Genomic DNA, 17,911 nt, shown 5'->3' on the forward strand with positions numbered 1-17,911 from the left:
GGCGGAATGTGCGGCGGCTTATTCCGCCGGCTGTACGCGCGCCCCGAACCAGGGGGCGAAGCGCCCGTAGAAGACTTTCTGGATTAGCCTGTTCGCGACCGTGATGACGATGAGATACACCACCCCGAGCGCGGTCAGATAATTCACACCCCCCTCAAGGGGTGCGTAGCGAAGCGCTTGCCCAAGCCCGGCCAGATTGAGCCCCATGAAACTGTAGGCCATGTTGAAATAATGGTGGCGCAGGTACGTCCTGTCCCGGGTCTGCCGGAATTTGACGATCGCCCACCAGGCGCGCCCGATCGTCAGTAGCGTGATGGCTGAAAAGACGTGGAATACCGACGGCCTGCCGCTCGTATAGATGAAAAAGCCGGCAAGGGCAGTGGTGAGCATGGCGACGGCATAGACGATACCGACCATACGGTGCTGGCGGCTCCCCACCTTGCGGGTAAAGATTCCGAAAGCGCTGAGGTATGAAAGCGTCGCGGCGGCTATATGGATATAGCTGAAGGTGTTCATGGGTCTATCCTCGTCTGTCGTGGCCCGGGTCTTTGCCTCTTGGCCTGGCCTTTGGGGCCGGATTGCTGTCGTCGAACGCCCGGTTTGGGCGCGGTATCTTATTTGGTCTGGTCTTATGTCGCCTGGGGGCCAAGCATGGCGGCCACCCCCTCGACGTAGGTTTTGAAGGCGGTATCGCCTGTCTCCGTGATCGCCACGGTGGTCTGCGGCTTGCGACCGGCGAAGCCCTTGGTCACGCTGACATACGCATGGTCCTCAAGCTTCCTGAGGTGGGTACTGAGGTTGCCGTCCGTGAGCTTCAGTTCCTTCTTGAGGGCGCTGAAGTCGGCTTCGCGTGCGGTCATCAGGTAGGACATGATCGCGAGCCGCACCCGTGAATGGATCACGTCATCGAGTGTGCGGTAATCATACTCGGTCATGGTCTTAGGCCCCGTGCCCAGCCAGCCGTGTCATCAACTGTCCGGGCAGCAAGAGGAGCAGCCCGCTTGCGCCCGCGAGCAGCAGCAGCATTTCGTCGTCATAAACAGGGACGGCGCTTGTGAAGGCAAGCACAAGGCCCCAGCCCGCCGTTGGCCCGTACAGCCATTTCACCCCGGTCACCCGTGCGGTTACCAGAAAGGCGCCGCCGATCGTGGCGGAGGACAGGACCGAAATGGTGCGCGGGTCAAAGGTGCCCATGGCGATTGAGGTGGCGAAATAGATGAGCACGGTAAGGCCGACCACACGCCAGGCGGCGCTATAGCCGACCAGGGTGATATTGTTGCTGCAGGCCTCTGACTTGGGCCTGCTGCGCCTGAGCCAGAATTCCGTTCCCCAACCGATTGCCATCATCGGTACCCAGATGCCAAGGATGGTCGGTGGCAGATAATGATGCACCGATAGATACTGCGCGAAGAAGGACAGCATCAGGAGGGCCCCCCACAGGACGAAGTGGCGGCCATCTACGGCTGCGCGTTTGCGGCCGGCTTCCATCATGCCCCGGATCAGTGCCAGGTCGTCCGCCGGGTTGCGGCCCGAAGCGCTTGCTGTCTGAATGTCATGTGTGTCGGTCATTGTATCTGTCCGTTTTGTTTATAACAAAGTACTTTGAATTACAAAGTAAGGAAAAATACGGATATGTCAAGAGGGGGGAGGGAAGGATGAGAGCGGGACATAGAGGGAAGCCTCGACGCTGGGGCAAGGGAAGCTTGCCGCTGGCAGACGGTGAAGAAGGTGCTGGATATGAAAAAGGCGCCTTGTGGGGCGCCTTTTCCTTGGGGGTTTCAGCGTTCAGCTGACTTATTTTTTCTTGTCGAGGTCGATGACGACGCGTTTGGTTTTGCCGTTTTCGCCCGGGAAGTCCTTGAACAGGGCTTCGGCCAGTTTGGGCACCAGCTCCGGCAGCACGCGGGAGCGAACTTCCGACTCGGCACGGCCTTCATAGATCAGGTCGCCGTTCGGCTTGCGCACTTCCATCTTCAGCATGACGTTATAGACCGTACGGGCAACAAGGTCGGTGTCATGCCAGAAGGGGTCAGCTGGATACGGGCCCCAGAAACGGCCCCAGTACCAGCCACTGGTCCAGTAGAAGGAGGCGTGCGCGGTCGGGCGGGTTTCAATCTTTTCCCGGCCGTCGTTGATCAGAACATCGAAACCGACGATCAGGTCCGGCTTGTCGTTGCCGGCCTGGGTATAGCCCAGCGTGGCAAGCTTGCTGCCGATGATGGCGGCATAGTCGCGGTACTCGAGGCTGTCGCGCTTCTTCTCATCCATCGGGATCACCGCCACCTTGCCAGCGGTCGGAACGGGTTCGGAGATGAAGGTGGTCACATCGCTTCGGAAGGTGCTCGCGCAGGCGCTCAGCATGGTGAGGGCTGCGATCAGCACGATACGGTTCAAAAGTTTCGGCATAGTGTCCTCTCACGATCACACGGCCCGCTGGCATATCCTTGCCGCAAGGTCCGGGAAGAGCCGGGGAAGGCTTTGGGCCTTCCCCCATTTCTGTATCAGGCTAACGCTATCAGCCTGAACGCAGTCTGAACACCTTAAGACAAAAAGCCGACCACTTGTTTGACTTCGCTCAAGATCGGTTCGGCGATGGCGTTCGCACGTTCGCCGCCTTCCTTGAGGACGCTGTCGATATAGGCCGGGTCTTTTTCAAGCCGTGCCATTTCCTCGGTGATCGGTGCCAGATTGGCGACCGCGAGGTCGGTAAGCGCTTTCTTGAAATCGCCAAAGCCCTTGCCTTCGAACTCGGCACAAACGGCGTCACGGCTCATGTCCGCAAGCGCGGCATAGATACCGACAAGGTTCTTGGCTTCAGCCCGGTCACCAAGGTCTGCGGCCTTGCCGGGCAGCGGTTCCGGGTCGGTCTTGGCTTTGCGGATCTTGAGCGCGATGGTGTCGGCGTCGTCATTGAGGTTGATGCGGCTATATTCCGACGGATCGGACTTGGACATTTTCTGGTTGCCGTTCCTCAGGCTCATCACCCGGGCGCCTTCACCCAGGATCAGCGGCTCCGTCAACGGGAACAGCTCAACACCATAGTCGTTGTTGAACTTCTGCGCGATGTCACGGGTGAGTTCCAGATGCTGTTTCTGGTCCTCGCCCACCGGCACATGCGTGGCCTTGTAAAGGAGGATGTCCGCCGCCATCAGGTCCGGATAGACATAGAGGCCCACGGAGGCGTTCTCGCGGTTCTTGCCGACCTTGTCCTTGAACTGGGTCATGCGATTGAGCCAGCCCAAGCGGGCAACGCAGTTGAAAATCCAGGCCAGTTCGGCATGGCCCGGGACCCGGCTCTGGTTGAACAGGATCGATTTCTTCGGGTCGACGCCGGCGGCGATATAGGCGGCGGTGGCTTCACGGGTCTGATTGATGAGATCCTGGGGGCTTTGCCAGACGGTAATCGCGTGCATGTCGACGACGCAATAAATGCACTCGTAATCGTCCTGCAACCGGGCCCAGTTCCGGAACGCACCGAGATAGTTCCCAAGATGCATGTTCCCTGAGGGCTGGGCGCCCGAAAATACGCGATTAGTCACCCAAATTCTCCATTCGATAAAAGTGATGAAGGGCATTATTGCCCTGCCGCGTTATGACAAGCGGAAAGGAGCCGGTCAAGCCCGCATGAAACCTCGGCTTCACGCGCGTTTGCGGCTGATGAAACCCCGAAGGTCGGAGAGCGGCATGGCGCGCAGGAGGAGAAGGAGGATGAAATAGATCCCGGCGCCGAAAACCACAAGCGCCGCCAAGGCCATCAGGCGGGTGGGGCCATCAGCCAAGAACGCAGCGCTGAAGTGCCGGGCGGCAAGCCCGACCGCGACCGCCATGACCACCGTCGACGCCAGGAATTTCAGCACCCGGACAACGGTACGGCGCTCGAGCGCAATATGGCCGCGAACCCTGAGGCCACGGTACAGCAGGAAGACATTGACCCAGGCGGCAATCGCGGTGGCCGCTGCCAGGCCCACATGCGCCATGGTACGGATCAGGATCAGGTTGAGCGTGGTGTTGAGGATGAGCGATACGGTCGCGAACTTGACCGGCGTGACCGTGTCCTTGCGGGCGAAATAGCCTGGCGCGAGTGCTTTTGCGATCACGTAAGCCGGTAGGCCGAGCGCATAGGCGGATAGCGCGGCGGCGGTCGCGATACTGTCGCTGTGCGCGAAGGCGGCGCGTTCGAAAATGCTGGAAATGATCGGCAGCGATACGGCGGCAAGCGCCCCCGCGGCAGGCAGGGTCAGCAGAAGCGAAAACTCAAGCGCACGGTTTTGCTGGCGGTTGGCGCCGGCTGCGTCTCCCCCTGCCAGCAGGCGGGAGATGCTGGGCAGCAGCACGGTCCCGACCGCGACACCAATCACACCGAGCGGCAGCTGGTTCAGCCGGTCGGCATAGAAAAGCCAGGATACCGAGCCTTCAGGCAACATGCGCGCGGCGATCAGCGTGTCGATCAGCAGGTTGATCTGCATCACGCCCGCGCCGATGGCAGCCGGGCCGATCACGCGCAACAGGTCCTTCACGTCGTCAGTCAGCTTCGGGAACGGTAGCCGGAGGCTCACACCCGCGCGGCGAACGGCGACATAGAGCCACAGGAACTGCGCGAGACCGGACAGCGACACGGCGGCCGCGAGGTAGCGCGCGACCCGGAGCGTGTCCCCTGCGCCGAGAAGCATGGCGCTGATCAGGAAAATATTGAGAAGCACGGGCACGAAGGCCGCGGCAGAAAAGCGTTCATAGGCGTTGAGTATGCCGCCAAGGAAGGCGGCGAGCGAGATCAGCACCAGATAGGGGAAGGTGTAGCGCCCCAGCTCCACCGCCAGGCTGAATTTGACAGCGTCGCCCTCGAACCCGCCGGTGAGGCCGAGCATCACAGGCACCATCGCCGCTTCCATGATCAGAAGGAAGATCAAAAGAACGGGCAGGAACCAGGCCAGTACCCGGGCGGCGAAGGCTTCTGCCGCAGCCTGGCTTTCGGGCGTGATGTCCTTGCCGAGCGCGCGGGCGAACAGCGGCACGAAGCCGACCGTGAAAGCGCCTTCCGCGAACAGGCGGCGGAAAAAATTCGGCAGCTTGAAGGCGATGAAGAAGGCGTCGGCGGCCATGCCGGCGCCGAGGAAGCGGGCGATGAGCAAATCGCGGGTCAGGCCGAGCACGCGGCTCAGCATGGTGAGCCCGCCGACGGCGGACAGGCGTTTCGCGAGGCTCACTCGGTTGTCTCCACGTGGCGGTTCTGTTTCGAGAAGATCGGCTCGCCCTTGGCGGCTTTCAAAAGCTTGTCCTCGATATTCCTCAGGCGCACCTTGTTGCTCACTTTCTGCCCCACCAGGTCACGGACGTAAAAGACGTCGATGGCGCGTTCGCCGAAGGTGGCAACATGCGCCGAGAAGATGGACAGTTTAAGGCGGTACAGCGCATAGGCCATGTCATACAGGAGGCCGGGCCGGTCCTTGGCGTTCACCTCGATAACGGTTGAGCGGTTCGAGGCCTTGTTGTCGATGAGCACGACCGGTTCCACCTCGAACGCGGCGTCCTTGTTGCCGAAGATACGCTTTTCCTTCAGCCGTTCCTTGGGGCGCACGTTGCCCATCAGGGTCTCGAGGATCGTGTGTTCGAGCTTGTCGAGCGCGCGGCGGCTGTCGAACGCCTGGCCGTCCATGTCCTGCACGGTGAAGTTATCCATCGCCATGCCGTCGGATGACGTGTGGATCTTGGCTTCCATGATCGAGGCCCCCGCGACCCCGAGCGCGCCGACGATGCGGGCAAACAGGCCTGGGTGGTCCCCGGTATAGACGGCAACCTTGGTCATGGACTGGAACTGTTCGACCCGGGCCGCAACGCCCAAGGGGTCTCCCGCCTCGTCGGTCTTGTACATCAGCTCGGCATTCTGCTTCAGCGTGTCGGCCGATTCCGCGATCCAGTAGGCATCATTCATGCGCGCCACATGTTTCTGGAACGCCTTGTCGTTCCATTTGGGCAGCACCTTCCTGAGCGCGTCCTGCTTGGCGCGCACGCGCTCGTTGCGGCCGACGCTGGCGTGGCCGACCAGCAGTACCTCCTCGGCGGCGTAATAAAGCTCTCTGAGGAGCTGGCCTTTCCAGCCGTTCCAGATGCCGGGGCCGACCGCGCGGATATCCACTACTGTCAGCATCAGCAGGAGGCGCAGGCGTTCCGGGCTTTTGACCAGCTCGCAGAAGTCCAGGATGGTTTTATGGTCCGAAAGGTCACGCTTGAAGGCGGTGTTGCTCATCAAAAGATGCCAGCGCACAAGCCAGGCCACGGTTTCTGTCTCCGCGGGCTTCAGGCCGAAGCGCGGACACAGCGTATGCGCGACCTCGGCCCCGAGGACCGAATGGTCACCGCCGCGGCCTTTGGCGATATCGTGCAACAGCACAGCGACATAGAGGACCCGGCGCGATACGACCTTCTGGATGATGTCGGTCGACAGCGGGTGGTCCGCCGCCAGTTCCCCGGCTTCGATTTTCGCCAGGAGGCCGATGGCGTGGATGGTGTGCTCGTCCACCGTATAATGGTGGTACATGTCATACTGCATCTGGGCGACGACGCGGCCGAAATCGGGTACGAAGCGACCGAAAACTCCGGCCTCATTCATGCGGCGGAGGTTGATCTCGGCTTCGTTCGTGGAACAGAGGACGGCGAGGAAATCCTCGTTGGCCTGTTCGTCGCGCCGCACCTTATCGGTGATGCGGGACAGGTTGTGCTTAATCAGGCGCAGCGCATCGGGGTGAATATCGAGCCCCCGTTCGTCGGCCACCCGGAAGATGCGCACCATCAGGGCCGGGTTTTCCTTCACGTCGGTTTCGGCCATGAAGGTCAGCCGATTGCTTTCAAGCGCAAATTCCTGCAGCTTTTTCGTGCGGCGGAAGCGGGCGATGAAGCCGGTCTTTTTCTGCCGTGCTTCGAGGACCGCGCAGAAGATGCGCGTGAGGTCCCCCACCTGTTTGGCGACGAGGAAATAGTGCTTCATGAAGCGCTCGACCCCGCTGGCGCCCGGATGGTCCTTATAGTGCAGCAATTCTGCCAATTGGCGCTGGGCGTCGAAGGTCAGGCGTTCCTCGGCGCGGCCGGAGATAAAGTGCAGCGCCACCCGCACGGTCCAGAGGAAGCTTTGGGCTTTCTTGAACTGACGGTTCTCCGCCGGGGTCAGGATGTCCTGTTCAACGGCCTGGTCGCGGTCCATGCTGGTGCCATACAGATAGCGGGCGATCCACCACATGGTCTGCAGGTCCCGGAGGCCACCTTTGCCTTCCTTGATGTTGGGTTCGACCACATAACGGCTGTCGCCCAGTTTCTGGTGGCGGTTGTCGCGTTCCTCAAGTTTCAGGTCGACGAATTCCGGGCCGGTGGTGGCGACCACGCGGCGGACGAAGCGCTTGGCCGCCTTGTCAAAGAGGGCTTCATCGCCCCACAGGTAGCGGGCTTCCAGAAGCGCGGTGCGGATGGTGAGGTCTTCTTTCGCCAGGCGGGTGCATTCTTCCGGTGTCCGGGTGGCGTGGCCGACCTTCAGCCCCAGGTCCCACAGGACATACAGCATATATTCGACGACATTCTCAGCCCAGGGCGTCGACTTGTAGGGGATGAGGAACAGGAGGTCGACGTCGGAAAAAGGTGCCAGTTCGCCGCGGCCGTACCCGCCTGTGGCCACCACGCACAGCCTTTCTGAGGCGGTCGGGTTCGCCAGCGGATAGACATGTCCGGTGACGAAATCATACAGCGTGCGCAGAAGCTGATCCATCAGGAAGCAGATCGACCGTGCGGCGGTGCGGCCGTTCTCCGCCTCGTCCATGAAGCGGCGTTTCACTTCGTTCCAGCCGTGCTGGTGCGCTTCCTTGAGAAGCACAACAAGCCCCTGTCGCCATTCGCTTTCCGGCTTTTCCGCCACCATGGCCTCGAGCGCGACCACAAGCTTCTTGCGGTTGATAATGTCACGGCGGTTGCGGATGGTGCTCATCTGGGGCTCATGCTCCTGCGTTAGCTATTGTCGGCCAGCGTCTGTTTGAGCGCATAAAGTATATCGAGCGCTTCCCTCGGGGTCAGTTCGTCAGGGTTGATGGCGCCCAGCTCCTCCTCCACCGCGGATGGCCCTGTGGGCTCATGCCAGGCGGGACTTGCTTCTGAAACTGGGGTGGTCTGGAAAAGCGGCAAGTCGTCGATCAGGCCTTGCGCCTTACCCCCTTTGTCGCTGGTCTCCAGATGGTCGAGCACCGCGCGCGCCCTGCGGATCACCGGCGTGGGCAGGCCCGCGAGCTTGGCGACCTGGATGCCGTAGGACCGGTCCGCGGCCCCGGCGGCAACTTCATGCAGGAACACGACGTCACCCTTCCATTCGCGCACTTTCATCGAGCGCAGCGATACGGACTCGAGCGTCTCCCGAAGGGCGGTCAGCTCATGATAGTGGGTGGCAAACAGCGCGCGTGACTGGTTGATATTATGGAGATGCTCCACCGCCGCCCAGGCGATAGACAGGCCGTCATAGGTCGCGGTGCCGCGGCCGATCTCATCGAGGATCACCAGGGACTTGGGCCCCGCCTGGTTGAGGATCGCGGCGGTTTCGACCATCTCGACCATGAAGGTGGAGCGGCCGTGCGCCAGGTCGTCGGAGGCGCCAACACGGCTGAACAAACGGTCGACCACGCCGATATGCGCCTCATCCGCAGGCACGAAGCTGCCCATCTGGGCGAGGACGGCGATCAGGGCGTTTTGCCTGAGGAACGTACTTTTACCCGCCATGTTGGGGCCGGTGATCAGCCACAGGCGGTCGTCGGGGCCGAGGTCGCAATCGTTGGCGACGAAGGCACCGTCGCTTTCGGCCTGCAGGGCTTTCTCCACCACCGGGTGGCGGCCAGCTTTGATATCAAACCCGAGGCTGTCGTCCACTTCGGGGCGGCAGTAGCGGTCGCTTTCGGCGAGTGTCGCAAGCGAGGTGGCGACATCGAGCGCGGCCAGCGCTTCGGCGGCCAGCGAAATGGCTTCCGACTGGGCTAGAACCCGCCCGGCCAGCATGGTGAACAGTTCCTGCTCAAGCGCGAGCGCCCGGTCGGCCGCTTCGGAGATTTTACCGGCGAGCTTCGACAGTTCCGAGGTTGAGAAACGCACGGAGTTAGCCAGCGTCTGGCGGTGGATGAAGGTTTCATTCATCGGCGGCGCCATCAGCTTGTCCGCCTGCTTGGCCGACACGTCGACATGATAGCCGATGACATTATTGTGCCGGATCTTGAGCGCACCAATCCCCGTTTGGGTCTGATAGTTGCCTTCAAGACCAGCGATCAGGCGGCGGCTTTCGTCCCGGAGCATGCGGAATTCATCAAGCGCGGCATGATAGCCCTGCGCGATAAACCCGCCATCGCGCGTCAGCAGCGGCGGTTCCTCGGTGAGGGCCGCGGTCAGCTCACCGATCAGTTCGGCATGGTCGCCCAGGTCTTCGGCGGCGTCCGACACCTGCATCGGCATGTCTTCAAACGTGCCCTGTGGCGTGGAGAGAAACCGCCGGACTGTGGTGGCGGCTTCAAGCCCGAGCCGGATGGCGGCTAGGTCCCGGGGCCCGCCGCGGCCGAGCACAAGCCGCGCCAGCGCGCGCTCCATGTCTGGCGCGGCCTTGAGCGCGGCGCGGATATCGGCGCGGAGGTGTGGGGTCTCCAGCATGAAGCCGACAGCGTCCAGCCGTTCGTTGATGCGCACGGGGTCGGTGAGCGGGGCGGCGAGCCGTTTGGCCAGAAGCCGGGCGCCCGCGCCGGTGACCGTGCGGTCGATGACGGACAGGAGCGTGCCCGCAGCTTCCCCGCGCTGGGTGCGCGTCAGTTCCAGGCTGCGGCGCGTGGCGGCATCGATCATCATGGTGCCGCCCTCGGCCTGACGGCGCGGCGGATACAGCCGGGGCAGCTTGCCCTTCTGCGTGTCTTCAAGATAGTCGACCAGCGCGCCCGCAGCGGCCAGGTCGGCGCGGCTGAAATTGGCGAAGCCGTCCAGCGTGGCGACATCGAACAGCTCTTCAAGCCGACGCGTACCCGCGCCACTGTCGAACCGGTGGCTTTCCATCGGGCTGGTGACCGAGCGCCAGTCGAACAGGGCGCTGGCGACTGTCTCGTCATTCAGGAGGTCGGTGGGGACCAGAAGCTCCCCTGGGCTCAGGCGGGCGAGGTCGGCATCCAGCCTGCCTGCCTTGGTCGGCAGGATGAAAAACTCGCCTGTCGACATTTCGGCGACCGCGAGCGATAGGTCGTTCTGTGCACGGCCGAGGGCGACCAGATAGTTGTGGCTTCTGGCATCCAGCAGGTTTTCTTCGGTGATGGTGCCGGGGGTGACAAGCCGGATCACCTCACGCCGGACGACGGATTTGGAGCCGCGTTTCTTGGCTTCGGCCGGGTCTTCCGTCTGTTCGCACACCGCGACCTTGAAGCTTTTGCGGATCAGGCGCGACAGATACATTTCCGAGGCATGGACCGGCACGCCGCACATGGGGATATCGTCGCCCGCGTGCTTGCCGCGTTTGGTGAGCGTGATGTCGAGCGCTTCGGAGGCCTTTTCCGCGTCCTCGAAGAACATCTCGTAAAAATCGCCCATGCGGTAGAACAGCAGGCAATCGGGATAGTCGGCTTTGATTTCCAGATATTGCACCATCATGGGCGTGACGCCGGGGTCGCGGGCGGCCAGCGCCCACTTATTCTCGGCCTGAACCGGACGGTCGTCGCCGCAATTTTCTTGCTTCTTCGCGCCTGAAACCGTACTGCCTTCCATGAATGAACCCTAATCCTTACTATTGACCGATTTAATTTGTCTGCCATTTTATGCCATCATAAAAAGTGGCGATAGAAACAGGCAGGAATGTCTCAGCTTTTAGAGCATTCTATCCGTCATCGCCAGACCAAGAACACAGGAATCCCCCATGTCGACCAAATCCACCAAGTTCACGGATGCCGAGGCCCTGCGGTTCCATTCCTCCGGGCGCCCCGGGAAGCTGGAAATCGTGCCGTCCAAGCCGATGGCAACGCAGCGCGACCTCAGCCTTGCCTACAGCCCGGGCGTGGCAGTGCCGGTCCGTGAAATTGCGGCGGACCCGGACACGGCCTACGACTATACGACCAAGGGCAACCTGGTGGGGGTTATCTCGAACGGGACAGCGATCCTGGGTCTCGGGAACCTGGGTGCGGCGGCCGCGAAGCCGGTGATGGAGGGCAAGTCGGTCCTGTTCAAGCGCTTCGCCGATGTGGATTCGATCGACCTTGAGGTCGATACCGAGGACATCGACGAATTCGTCAACTGCGTCAAATATCTCGGCCCCAGCTTCGGCGGCATCAACCTGGAAGACATCGGTGCCCCGGCCTGCTTCATTATCGAGCAGCGCCTGCGTGAGCTGATGGATATTCCGGTGTTCCATGATGACCAGCACGGCACCGCGATCATTTCCGCTGCCGGCTTCATCAACGCGCTCGACCTCACGGGCCGCGACATCAAAACCACCAAGATGGTGGCGCTCGGTGCGGGCGCTGCCTGCATCGCCTGTGTCGAGCTGATGAAAGCCATGGGCCTGCCGCATGAGAATGTCACCATGGTCGACCGCACCGGTGTTATCTATACCGGCCGCGAAGAAGGTATGAACCAGTGGAAGTCGGCCCACGCCATCAATACCGATGCGCGGACGCTTGAAGAAGCCATGAAGGGTGCAGACATCGTACTTGGCCTTGCAGCCGCCGGTGCGATCACCAAGGAAATGGTTGCCTCGATGGCGCCGAAGCCGATCATCTTCGCCATGGCCAATCCTGACCCGGAAATCACCCCGGAGGACGTTCTTGAGGTGCGCTCCGACGCCATCATCGCCACCGGCCGGTCGGACTATCCGAACCAGGTCAACAACGTGCTTGGCTTTCCCTATATCTTCCGCGGGGCCCTGGACGTCCGCGCCCGCACCATCAATGAAGAGATGAAGATCGCCGCCGCCCGCGCGCTCGCCGAGCTGGCGCGCGAAGACGTGCCGGAGGAAGTGGCGGTTGCCTATGGTGGCGCTCATCCGCATTACGGCCCGGACTATATCATCCCGGCACCGTTCGACCCGCGCCTCATTCGCCGTATCCCGATGGCGGTGGCCAAGGCGGCGATGGAAACCGGCGTCGCACGCAAGCCGATCGCCGACATGGAAGCCTATGAAACCGAACTCGCCAGCCGGCTGGACCCGACCGCTGACACGCTGAGCGTCATGTTCGAGGAACTGAAGCGCCGCCCGGCCAAGCGCGTGGTGTTTGCCGAAGCCGAGGAAGAAAAGGTCCTGCGCGCTGCGGTCAGCTTCCAGAACGCCGGCTACGGCATTCCGGTGCTGGTCGGCTATGAAGCGCCGATCCGTGAAAAGCTGCGTGAAATGGGGGTCGATGATAGCCTGTTCGAAATCAAGAACGCTGCTAATACCGAAAGCACCAGCGCTTATGTTGACTATCTCTATGAACGCCTGAATCGCCGTGGTTTCCTGCTTCGGGATGTGCAGCGTCTGGTCAAACGGGACCGGAACGTCTTCTCGGCCTGTATGGTCGCGACCGGCGAGGCCGATGCCATGGTCACCGGTGTCACCCGTCACTATTGGCGCGCACTTAAAAACATCCGCCGGGTGGTAGACCCGCTGCCGGGCCACCGCCCGTTCGGCATGTCGATCGTGGTCACCAAGGCGCGGACGGTGTTCATCGCCGATACCACGGTCAATGAACGCCCGTCGGCTGACGACTTGGCGGCGATCGCCGAAAGCGCAGCGCATTTTGTCAAGCGGCTCGGCCATGACCCGCGCGTGGCCTTCCTGTCTTTCTCGAACTTCGGCAACCCGCCGTCGGACCTGACCAAACATGTTCAGGATGCGGTGTCGATCCTCGATGAACGCGGCGTCGATTTCGAATTCGACGGTGAAATGCAGGCCGATGTGGCCTTGAACCGGGACCTGATGAGCCTCTATCCGTTCATGCGGCTTTCAGGCCCGGCGAACGTGCTGGTTATGCCCGCGCTCCACAGCGCCAACATCAGCTACAAGTTGCTGGCCGAGCTGGGCGGCGGCCGGGTGATCGGCCCAATGCTTCTGGGCATGAGCCATTCGATCCAGGTGGCGCGCATGACGGCAACGGCGTCCGACCTCGTCAACATGGCGGGCCTGGCGGCAGCCACCGCCTTCGCGCTTGAGCAGGACCGCAACGACGGCGCCAAAGCCAAGAAATAACCGATTCTGTTTCAGGAATATTCGTCCGGTCAGCCTTCGGGCTGGTCGGACCAGTTTTTCATTTTCCGGTAGAGCGTGGACGCATTAACGCCGAGTTTCTCGGCGGCGAGTCGCACCTTGCCGCCCGAGAGCCGCACCGCGCGTTCGATCAGCTTGCGTTCGGCAAGCTCCAGCGGTTCGATCGTCCCATCTTCGAGGGGCGGCGCTTCGGTGGGGGCCGGAGTACCTGCCGGGAGGGGGGCGCCATTTGCCATGGTGGTGCCAAGCCGCCGGTTGCGCACGGGGCCGATAAGCGCCTGCAGCATTTCCGTCGTCAGCACCGGCCCGTCATTGAGAACCACGGCGCTCTGGATCACGTTGCCGAGTTCCCGCACGTTGCCGGGCCAGCTGTGGGCCAGAAGCCGCTCCTCCGCCTCCGGCGCGATGGTGTCGAAGGTTTTCTCCTCTTCCTCGGCATAATGCTTCAGAAGCTCACGGGCGATCAGCAGCACGTCGGTGCCGCGGTCCTTGAGGGGCGGCACATGGATCGGCACCACATGCAGGCGGTAATATAGGTCTTCGCGGAAACGGCCGGCTTCCACCTCTTCCCACGGGATACGGTTGGTGGCGCAGACGAAGCGCACATCCACATGCCGGGCTTCGTTGCTGCCCACGGGTACCACATGGCCTGTCTGGATGAAGCGCAGGAGCTTGGCCTGCAAGTCAAGCGGCATTTCGCAGATTTCATCGAGGAACAGCGTGCCGCCGTCGGCGGTGACCGCGGCGCCGTCCCGGTCCGAAGTGGCGCCGGTGAAGGCGCCTTTCTTGTGGCCGAAAATCTCGCTTTCCATCAGGTTCGCCGGGATCGCGGCGCAGTTGATGGCGACGAATCGCTTGCTCCGGCGTGGGCTCAGCTGATGGAGCGCCTCCGCGCATAGTTCCTTACCGGTGCCCGATGGCCCCATGATGAAAACCGATGCCCGTGAAGCGGCGCTGTCCTCGATCATGCGGTAGACCGCCTGCATGGCCGGGCTGTCGCCGATGAAGCGGCCGAATTTTTTGGCTTTCCGCCCGGCAAACTGTTCGACGATGCTTTCAAGCCGGAAAATCTCCAGCGCGTTTTTGACCGTGGTGGTCAGCCGTTCGGCGGTGAAGGGCTTGAGGAGGAAGTCGGCCGCGCCCTCACGCATGGCGTCAACCGCGGTTTTAACCGAGCCGTGCGCGGTGATGACGATCACCCGCGCGCGGTGATGGTCGCCTGACAGTTTCTTGAGAATTTCAAGCCCGTCCATGTCAGGGAGTTTGAGATCAAGCAGGATAACCGCGGGGTTGAGGGCCTCGATAGCCTCAAGCGCCGCCATGCCGGTTTCGGCGATATGGACGTCATAGCCGGCGGGGCGCAGATATTCACGGTAGGTCAGCGCCATGGTCGGGCTGTCCTCCACGATCAGGATGTTTGCCTCTTCTTCGGCCATCGTCACCCCCTCTTACCCCTCCATAGGTACCGAAAATTACCAAGTATCACAAGCGCTTGTGATTTTAAGAAAATTCTAGAAGTTTACTCATGATTGATTTACCGGGATCGTCTATGATCAAAGTCAAACAACCTCTAGCGTGGATTAAGCCATGGCACAGGGCGAACAAATGACCGCGGCCGAAAAAGACCCGGCACAATCAGGCGAAAGCCAACAGTCTGGCGAAGAAAACCGGACCCATCGCCGTCGCAGCGTCCTATGGCCTGCGGTTCTGACGGTAGGCCGGCATGAATTCAATTGCCAGATCTGGAATATGTCCTTGGGCGGCGCGCGCATCCGGGTGGACTTGCCGCTTGAGCATGGCTCCAGCGTGACCCTGTCGATCGCCGGGCGCGATGCCGTACCGGCTGAAGTGGTCTGGCACCGGGGCGATGCGCTTGGGGTTGCCTTCCGGGTCCCACCGCATACGATCAAGCGCATGTTCGCCGACCGGCTGCATGTGCTTGGGCTTGACGATGAAGTCTAAGCGCCGTCTTATCCTCCCATGGAACAAAGACTGACAACCCGCCTGTGGGTGGATGCTCACGTGCGCACCTGCTTTTTGTCCGACATGCCCGCCTTCATTGTCGCCAAGGGCGATGCGGCGCGTGGCGGCGTGCTCCTCAAGGTCAACCGTTTTGCGGCCGGCGTGCTTCTCTTTGAACAATCGCTGGACTTTGACGGCGCCAGAATATGGCGGCGCCTGGGGCCGGAGGCTGGCATGGATGAGGCGGAAGCCGACAGCCGGATCGCCAAAAAACGCGCGTTCGATAGCGACTTGTGGGTGATTGAAATTGAGGATCGGCTGGCGCAGTATCAGCCGGATGCCCCAGTTTCTGCGCTTTGACGCACCGGAAAGGCTTGACGTGGGGCCCGCGCATTCATAGGTAAGGCGCGAACGAGACCCTAAACCGGACGGAATGCCCGCATGGCCAAACTAGAAATCATCAATGTGCCTGACCCGCTTCTCAAGACCATCTCCGAGCCTATCGGCCAGGTGGATGACGACCTCAGGCGCCTGATGGACAATATGCTGGAGACCATGTACGACGCGCCCGGTATTGGCCTGGCCGCCATTCAGGTCGCGATCCCCAAGCGCGTAATCGTGGTCGATGCTGAAGGCGATGACGAGGTCAAGAAGCCGAAATTCCTGGTGAACCCGCAGGTGACCTGGGAATCGGAAGAGCTGAATGTCTATAACGAAGGCTGCCTGTCGGTGCCTGAGCATTATGCCGAGGTCGAGCGTCCGGCGTCGGTGAAGGTCAAGTATCTGGACTATAACGGCAAGGAGCAGGAAGAGCAGATGGACGGCCTTCTCGCCACCTGTGTCCAGCATGAGATCGACCATCTGAACGGCATCGTTTTTATCGACTATCTGTCGCGGCTGCGCCGTAACATGATCATCAAGAAGGTCCAGAAGGCGACCAAGGACATGGCTGTCCTTTAGGCCCCATGGTTCCCGGCACCGCCTGATTAGGGGGAGTTCCCGCCAATGCGTATCGCTTTCATGGGCACGCCCGACTTTGCGCTGCCGACCCTGGATGCCCTCATCGCCGGTGGCCACGATATCGCTGCGGTCTACACCCAGCCGCCGAGGCCTGCAGGCCGGGGCAAGCGCGAACAGAAAAGCCCGGTTCACCGCCGGGCCGAAGAGGCAGGGCTCACCGTTTTCACGCCAATCAGCATGAAGGCCGAGGAAGAGATCGAGCGGTTTGCCGCGCTGGAGCTCGACTGCGCTGTCGTCGTCGCTTTCGGCCAGATCCTGCCGGTGGCGGTTTTGGACGCGCCGACATACGGCTGTGTGAATGTGCATGCGAGCCTGTTGCCGCGCTGGCGCGGTGCCGCCCCCATTCACCGCGCGCTGATGGCTGGCGACCGGGCGACCGGGGTATGCATCATGCAGATGGAAGCCGGGCTCGATACCGGGCCGGTGTTGATGCGCGCCACCACGCCGATTGCCGCGGAGGACACCACCGAAAGCCTGCATGACCGGCTGGCGCAGATGGGCGGTGACCTGATCAATGACGCGCTTGAGGGCCTCGCGGCCGGGACGCTGACGCCGGAGATACAGCCGGAAGAGGGCGTGACCTACGCCAAGAAGATCGACAAGGCCGAAGCCCGTATCGACTGGACCCGCCCGGCGGCGGAGATCGGCCGCATGGTGCGCGGGCTATACCCGTTCCCGGGCGCCTGGACCGAGGTCGATGGCGAACGGCTTAAAATTCTGGCTGGGCACGTCGACGAAAAAGCCAGCGGCAGCGCCGGCGTATTGCTTGACGATGAGCTGTTGATCGCGTGTGGCGACGGGGCTTACCGTATCGACCGGGCCCAGCGCGCGGGGAAAGCTGCGATGGACCGGGAAGTCCTCCTCCGTGGGTTCAGCATTCCGGCGGGAACAAAATTGTCTAGTGCAACTTAATTTGGGACCTGTTGTCGGTGCAACGTTTCAAACTAACCATAGAATATGACGGCAGGCCCTTCTTCGGCTGGCAGAAGCAGGACAATGGCCCGACCGTTCAGGCGGCGCTTGAGGCTGCCTGCCGCTGCTTCGCGCCTGACGAGGACATCACCGTCACAGGTTCGGGCCGCACCGACGCGCGCGTCCATGCGCTTGGCCAGGTCGCGCACATAAATCTTGAACGGGAGATGACCATTGATGCGCTTCAGGGGGCGCTCAACTATCACCTCCGGCCGAACCCGGTATCGGTGCTCAAGGTCGAAGCGGTGGATGATGATTTCCATGCCCGCTTCTCCGCGACCAAGCGGCACTACACCTACCGTATCCGCAACCGGCGTGCGCCGCTGACGTTCGAGCGCGGGCTGGTGTGGCAGGTTACGCGCCCGCTGGACGCCGAGGCGATGCATGAGGCGGCGCAGGTCCTTGTCGGCACGCACGATTTCACCACCTTCCGTCACACCGCATGCCAGGCCAAAAGCCCGGTGAAGACCATCGACTATCTGACGGTCGAGCGCGAGGGCGATGAAATCCGCCTTCACGCCGGGGCGCGGTCTTTCCTGCATCATCAGATTCGCTCGATCACCGGCACGCTTAAGCTGGTTGGTGAAGGAACCTGGACCAAGGACGATGTGCAGGCCTCCCTTGAGGCCAAAGCCCGCACCGCGCTGGGCCTCAATGCGCCGCCCGACGGGCTTTATTTCCGCGCGGTCGAGTATGGCGATATCGCCCCCAAGGCGTAGATTCCTAAAAATCGTTCTA

General features: G+C 61.8%; 15 protein-coding genes. 6 read left to right on the forward strand and 9 right to left on the reverse strand.

The genetic code is table 11. The features are described 5' to 3' along the window. Nucleotides 1–18 precede the first annotated feature (18 nt). From K6118_RS12530 to mutS, 8 genes are all read right to left on the reverse strand, one after another. The gene (locus K6118_RS12530; protein ID WP_247120706.1) at nucleotides 19–516 is read right to left on the reverse strand and encodes a DUF2306 domain-containing protein; all 498 of its coding nucleotides are present in this window, start codon (nucleotides 514–516) and stop codon (nucleotides 19–21) included. A gap of 113 nt (nucleotides 517–629) precedes the next feature. Continuing rightward, nucleotides 630–935, reverse strand: a complete 306-nt coding sequence (locus K6118_RS12535; RefSeq protein WP_247120707.1) for a winged helix-turn-helix domain-containing protein — start codon at nucleotides 933–935, stop codon at nucleotides 630–632. Between the two features lie 4 nt (nucleotides 936–939). Further along, the gene (locus K6118_RS12540) at nucleotides 940–1,569 is read right to left on the reverse strand and encodes a hypothetical protein (protein ID WP_247120708.1); all 630 of its coding nucleotides are present in this window, start codon (nucleotides 1,567–1,569) and stop codon (nucleotides 940–942) included. A 225-nt stretch (nucleotides 1,570–1,794) separates the two neighbouring features. Continuing rightward, nucleotides 1,795–2,406, reverse strand: a complete 612-nt coding sequence (locus K6118_RS12545; protein WP_247120709.1) for a DUF4136 domain-containing protein — start codon at nucleotides 2,404–2,406, stop codon at nucleotides 1,795–1,797. Between the two features lie 134 nt (nucleotides 2,407–2,540). Then, nucleotides 2,541–3,539, reverse strand: coding sequence for a tryptophan--tRNA ligase (trpS, locus tag K6118_RS12550; protein ID WP_247120710.1), 999 nt, complete (start codon nucleotides 3,537–3,539; stop codon nucleotides 2,541–2,543). A gap of 99 nt (nucleotides 3,540–3,638) precedes the next feature. Further along, a complete protein-coding gene (gene murJ / locus K6118_RS12555) occupies nucleotides 3,639–5,204 on the reverse strand; it encodes a murein biosynthesis integral membrane protein MurJ (protein WP_247120711.1) in 1,566 nt (521 codons plus the stop codon). Next, the gene (locus tag K6118_RS12560) at nucleotides 5,201–7,966 is read right to left on the reverse strand and encodes a [protein-PII] uridylyltransferase (RefSeq protein WP_247120712.1); all 2,766 of its coding nucleotides are present in this window, start codon (nucleotides 7,964–7,966) and stop codon (nucleotides 5,201–5,203) included. Before K6118_RS12560 ends, murJ begins: the two co-directional genes overlap by 4 nt. Before the next feature lie 20 nt (nucleotides 7,967–7,986). Further along, on the reverse strand, nucleotides 7,987–10,749 hold the full coding sequence (gene mutS, locus K6118_RS12565) for a DNA mismatch repair protein MutS (RefSeq protein WP_247120713.1): 2,763 nt from the start codon (nucleotides 10,747–10,749) through the stop codon (nucleotides 7,987–7,989). Between the two features lie 148 nt (nucleotides 10,750–10,897). Here mutS and K6118_RS12570 point away from each other — a divergent pair, with 148 nt between their 5' ends. Continuing rightward, nucleotides 10,898–13,201 (forward strand): NADP-dependent malic enzyme, encoded by a 2,304-nt coding sequence (locus K6118_RS12570; RefSeq protein WP_247120714.1) that lies wholly within the window; start codon nucleotides 10,898–10,900, stop codon nucleotides 13,199–13,201. A gap of 29 nt (nucleotides 13,202–13,230) precedes the next feature. Here the strand turns inward: K6118_RS12570 and K6118_RS12575 are convergent, their stop codons facing one another. Then, nucleotides 13,231–14,655, reverse strand: a complete 1,425-nt coding sequence (locus K6118_RS12575) for a sigma-54-dependent transcriptional regulator (protein ID WP_247120715.1) — start codon at nucleotides 14,653–14,655, stop codon at nucleotides 13,231–13,233. Nucleotides 14,656–14,824: 169 nt separating this feature from the next. On the opposite strand from K6118_RS12575, the gene K6118_RS12580 reads away from it, so the two are divergent. The 5 genes from K6118_RS12580 to truA all read left to right on the forward strand — a co-directional run bounded on the left by K6118_RS12580 (nucleotide 14,825) and on the right by truA (nucleotide 17,892). Next, the gene (locus tag K6118_RS12580) at nucleotides 14,825–15,181 is read left to right on the forward strand and encodes a PilZ domain-containing protein (protein WP_247120716.1); all 357 of its coding nucleotides are present in this window, start codon (nucleotides 14,825–14,827) and stop codon (nucleotides 15,179–15,181) included. Between the two features lie 18 nt (nucleotides 15,182–15,199). Continuing rightward, a complete protein-coding gene (locus tag K6118_RS12585; protein ID WP_281500790.1) occupies nucleotides 15,200–15,541 on the forward strand; it encodes a DUF1491 family protein in 342 nt (113 codons plus the stop codon). 81 nt (nucleotides 15,542–15,622) lie between these two features. Then, nucleotides 15,623–16,141 (forward strand): peptide deformylase, encoded by a 519-nt coding sequence (gene def / locus K6118_RS12590; RefSeq protein ID WP_247120718.1) that lies wholly within the window; start codon nucleotides 15,623–15,625, stop codon nucleotides 16,139–16,141. A 45-nt stretch (nucleotides 16,142–16,186) separates the two neighbouring features. Next, on the forward strand, nucleotides 16,187–17,113 hold the full coding sequence (fmt, locus tag K6118_RS12595) for a methionyl-tRNA formyltransferase (RefSeq protein ID WP_247120719.1): 927 nt from the start codon (nucleotides 16,187–16,189) through the stop codon (nucleotides 17,111–17,113). 17 nt (nucleotides 17,114–17,130) lie between these two features. Then, nucleotides 17,131–17,892, forward strand: coding sequence for a tRNA pseudouridine(38-40) synthase TruA (gene truA / locus K6118_RS12600; RefSeq protein WP_247120720.1), 762 nt, complete (start codon nucleotides 17,131–17,133; stop codon nucleotides 17,890–17,892). Nucleotides 17,893–17,911 lie beyond the last annotated feature (19 nt).

The organism is Kordiimonas marina (assembly GCF_023006325.1).
Taxonomy (GTDB): Bacteria; Pseudomonadota; Alphaproteobacteria; order Sphingomonadales; family Kordiimonadaceae; genus Kordiimonas; species Kordiimonas marina.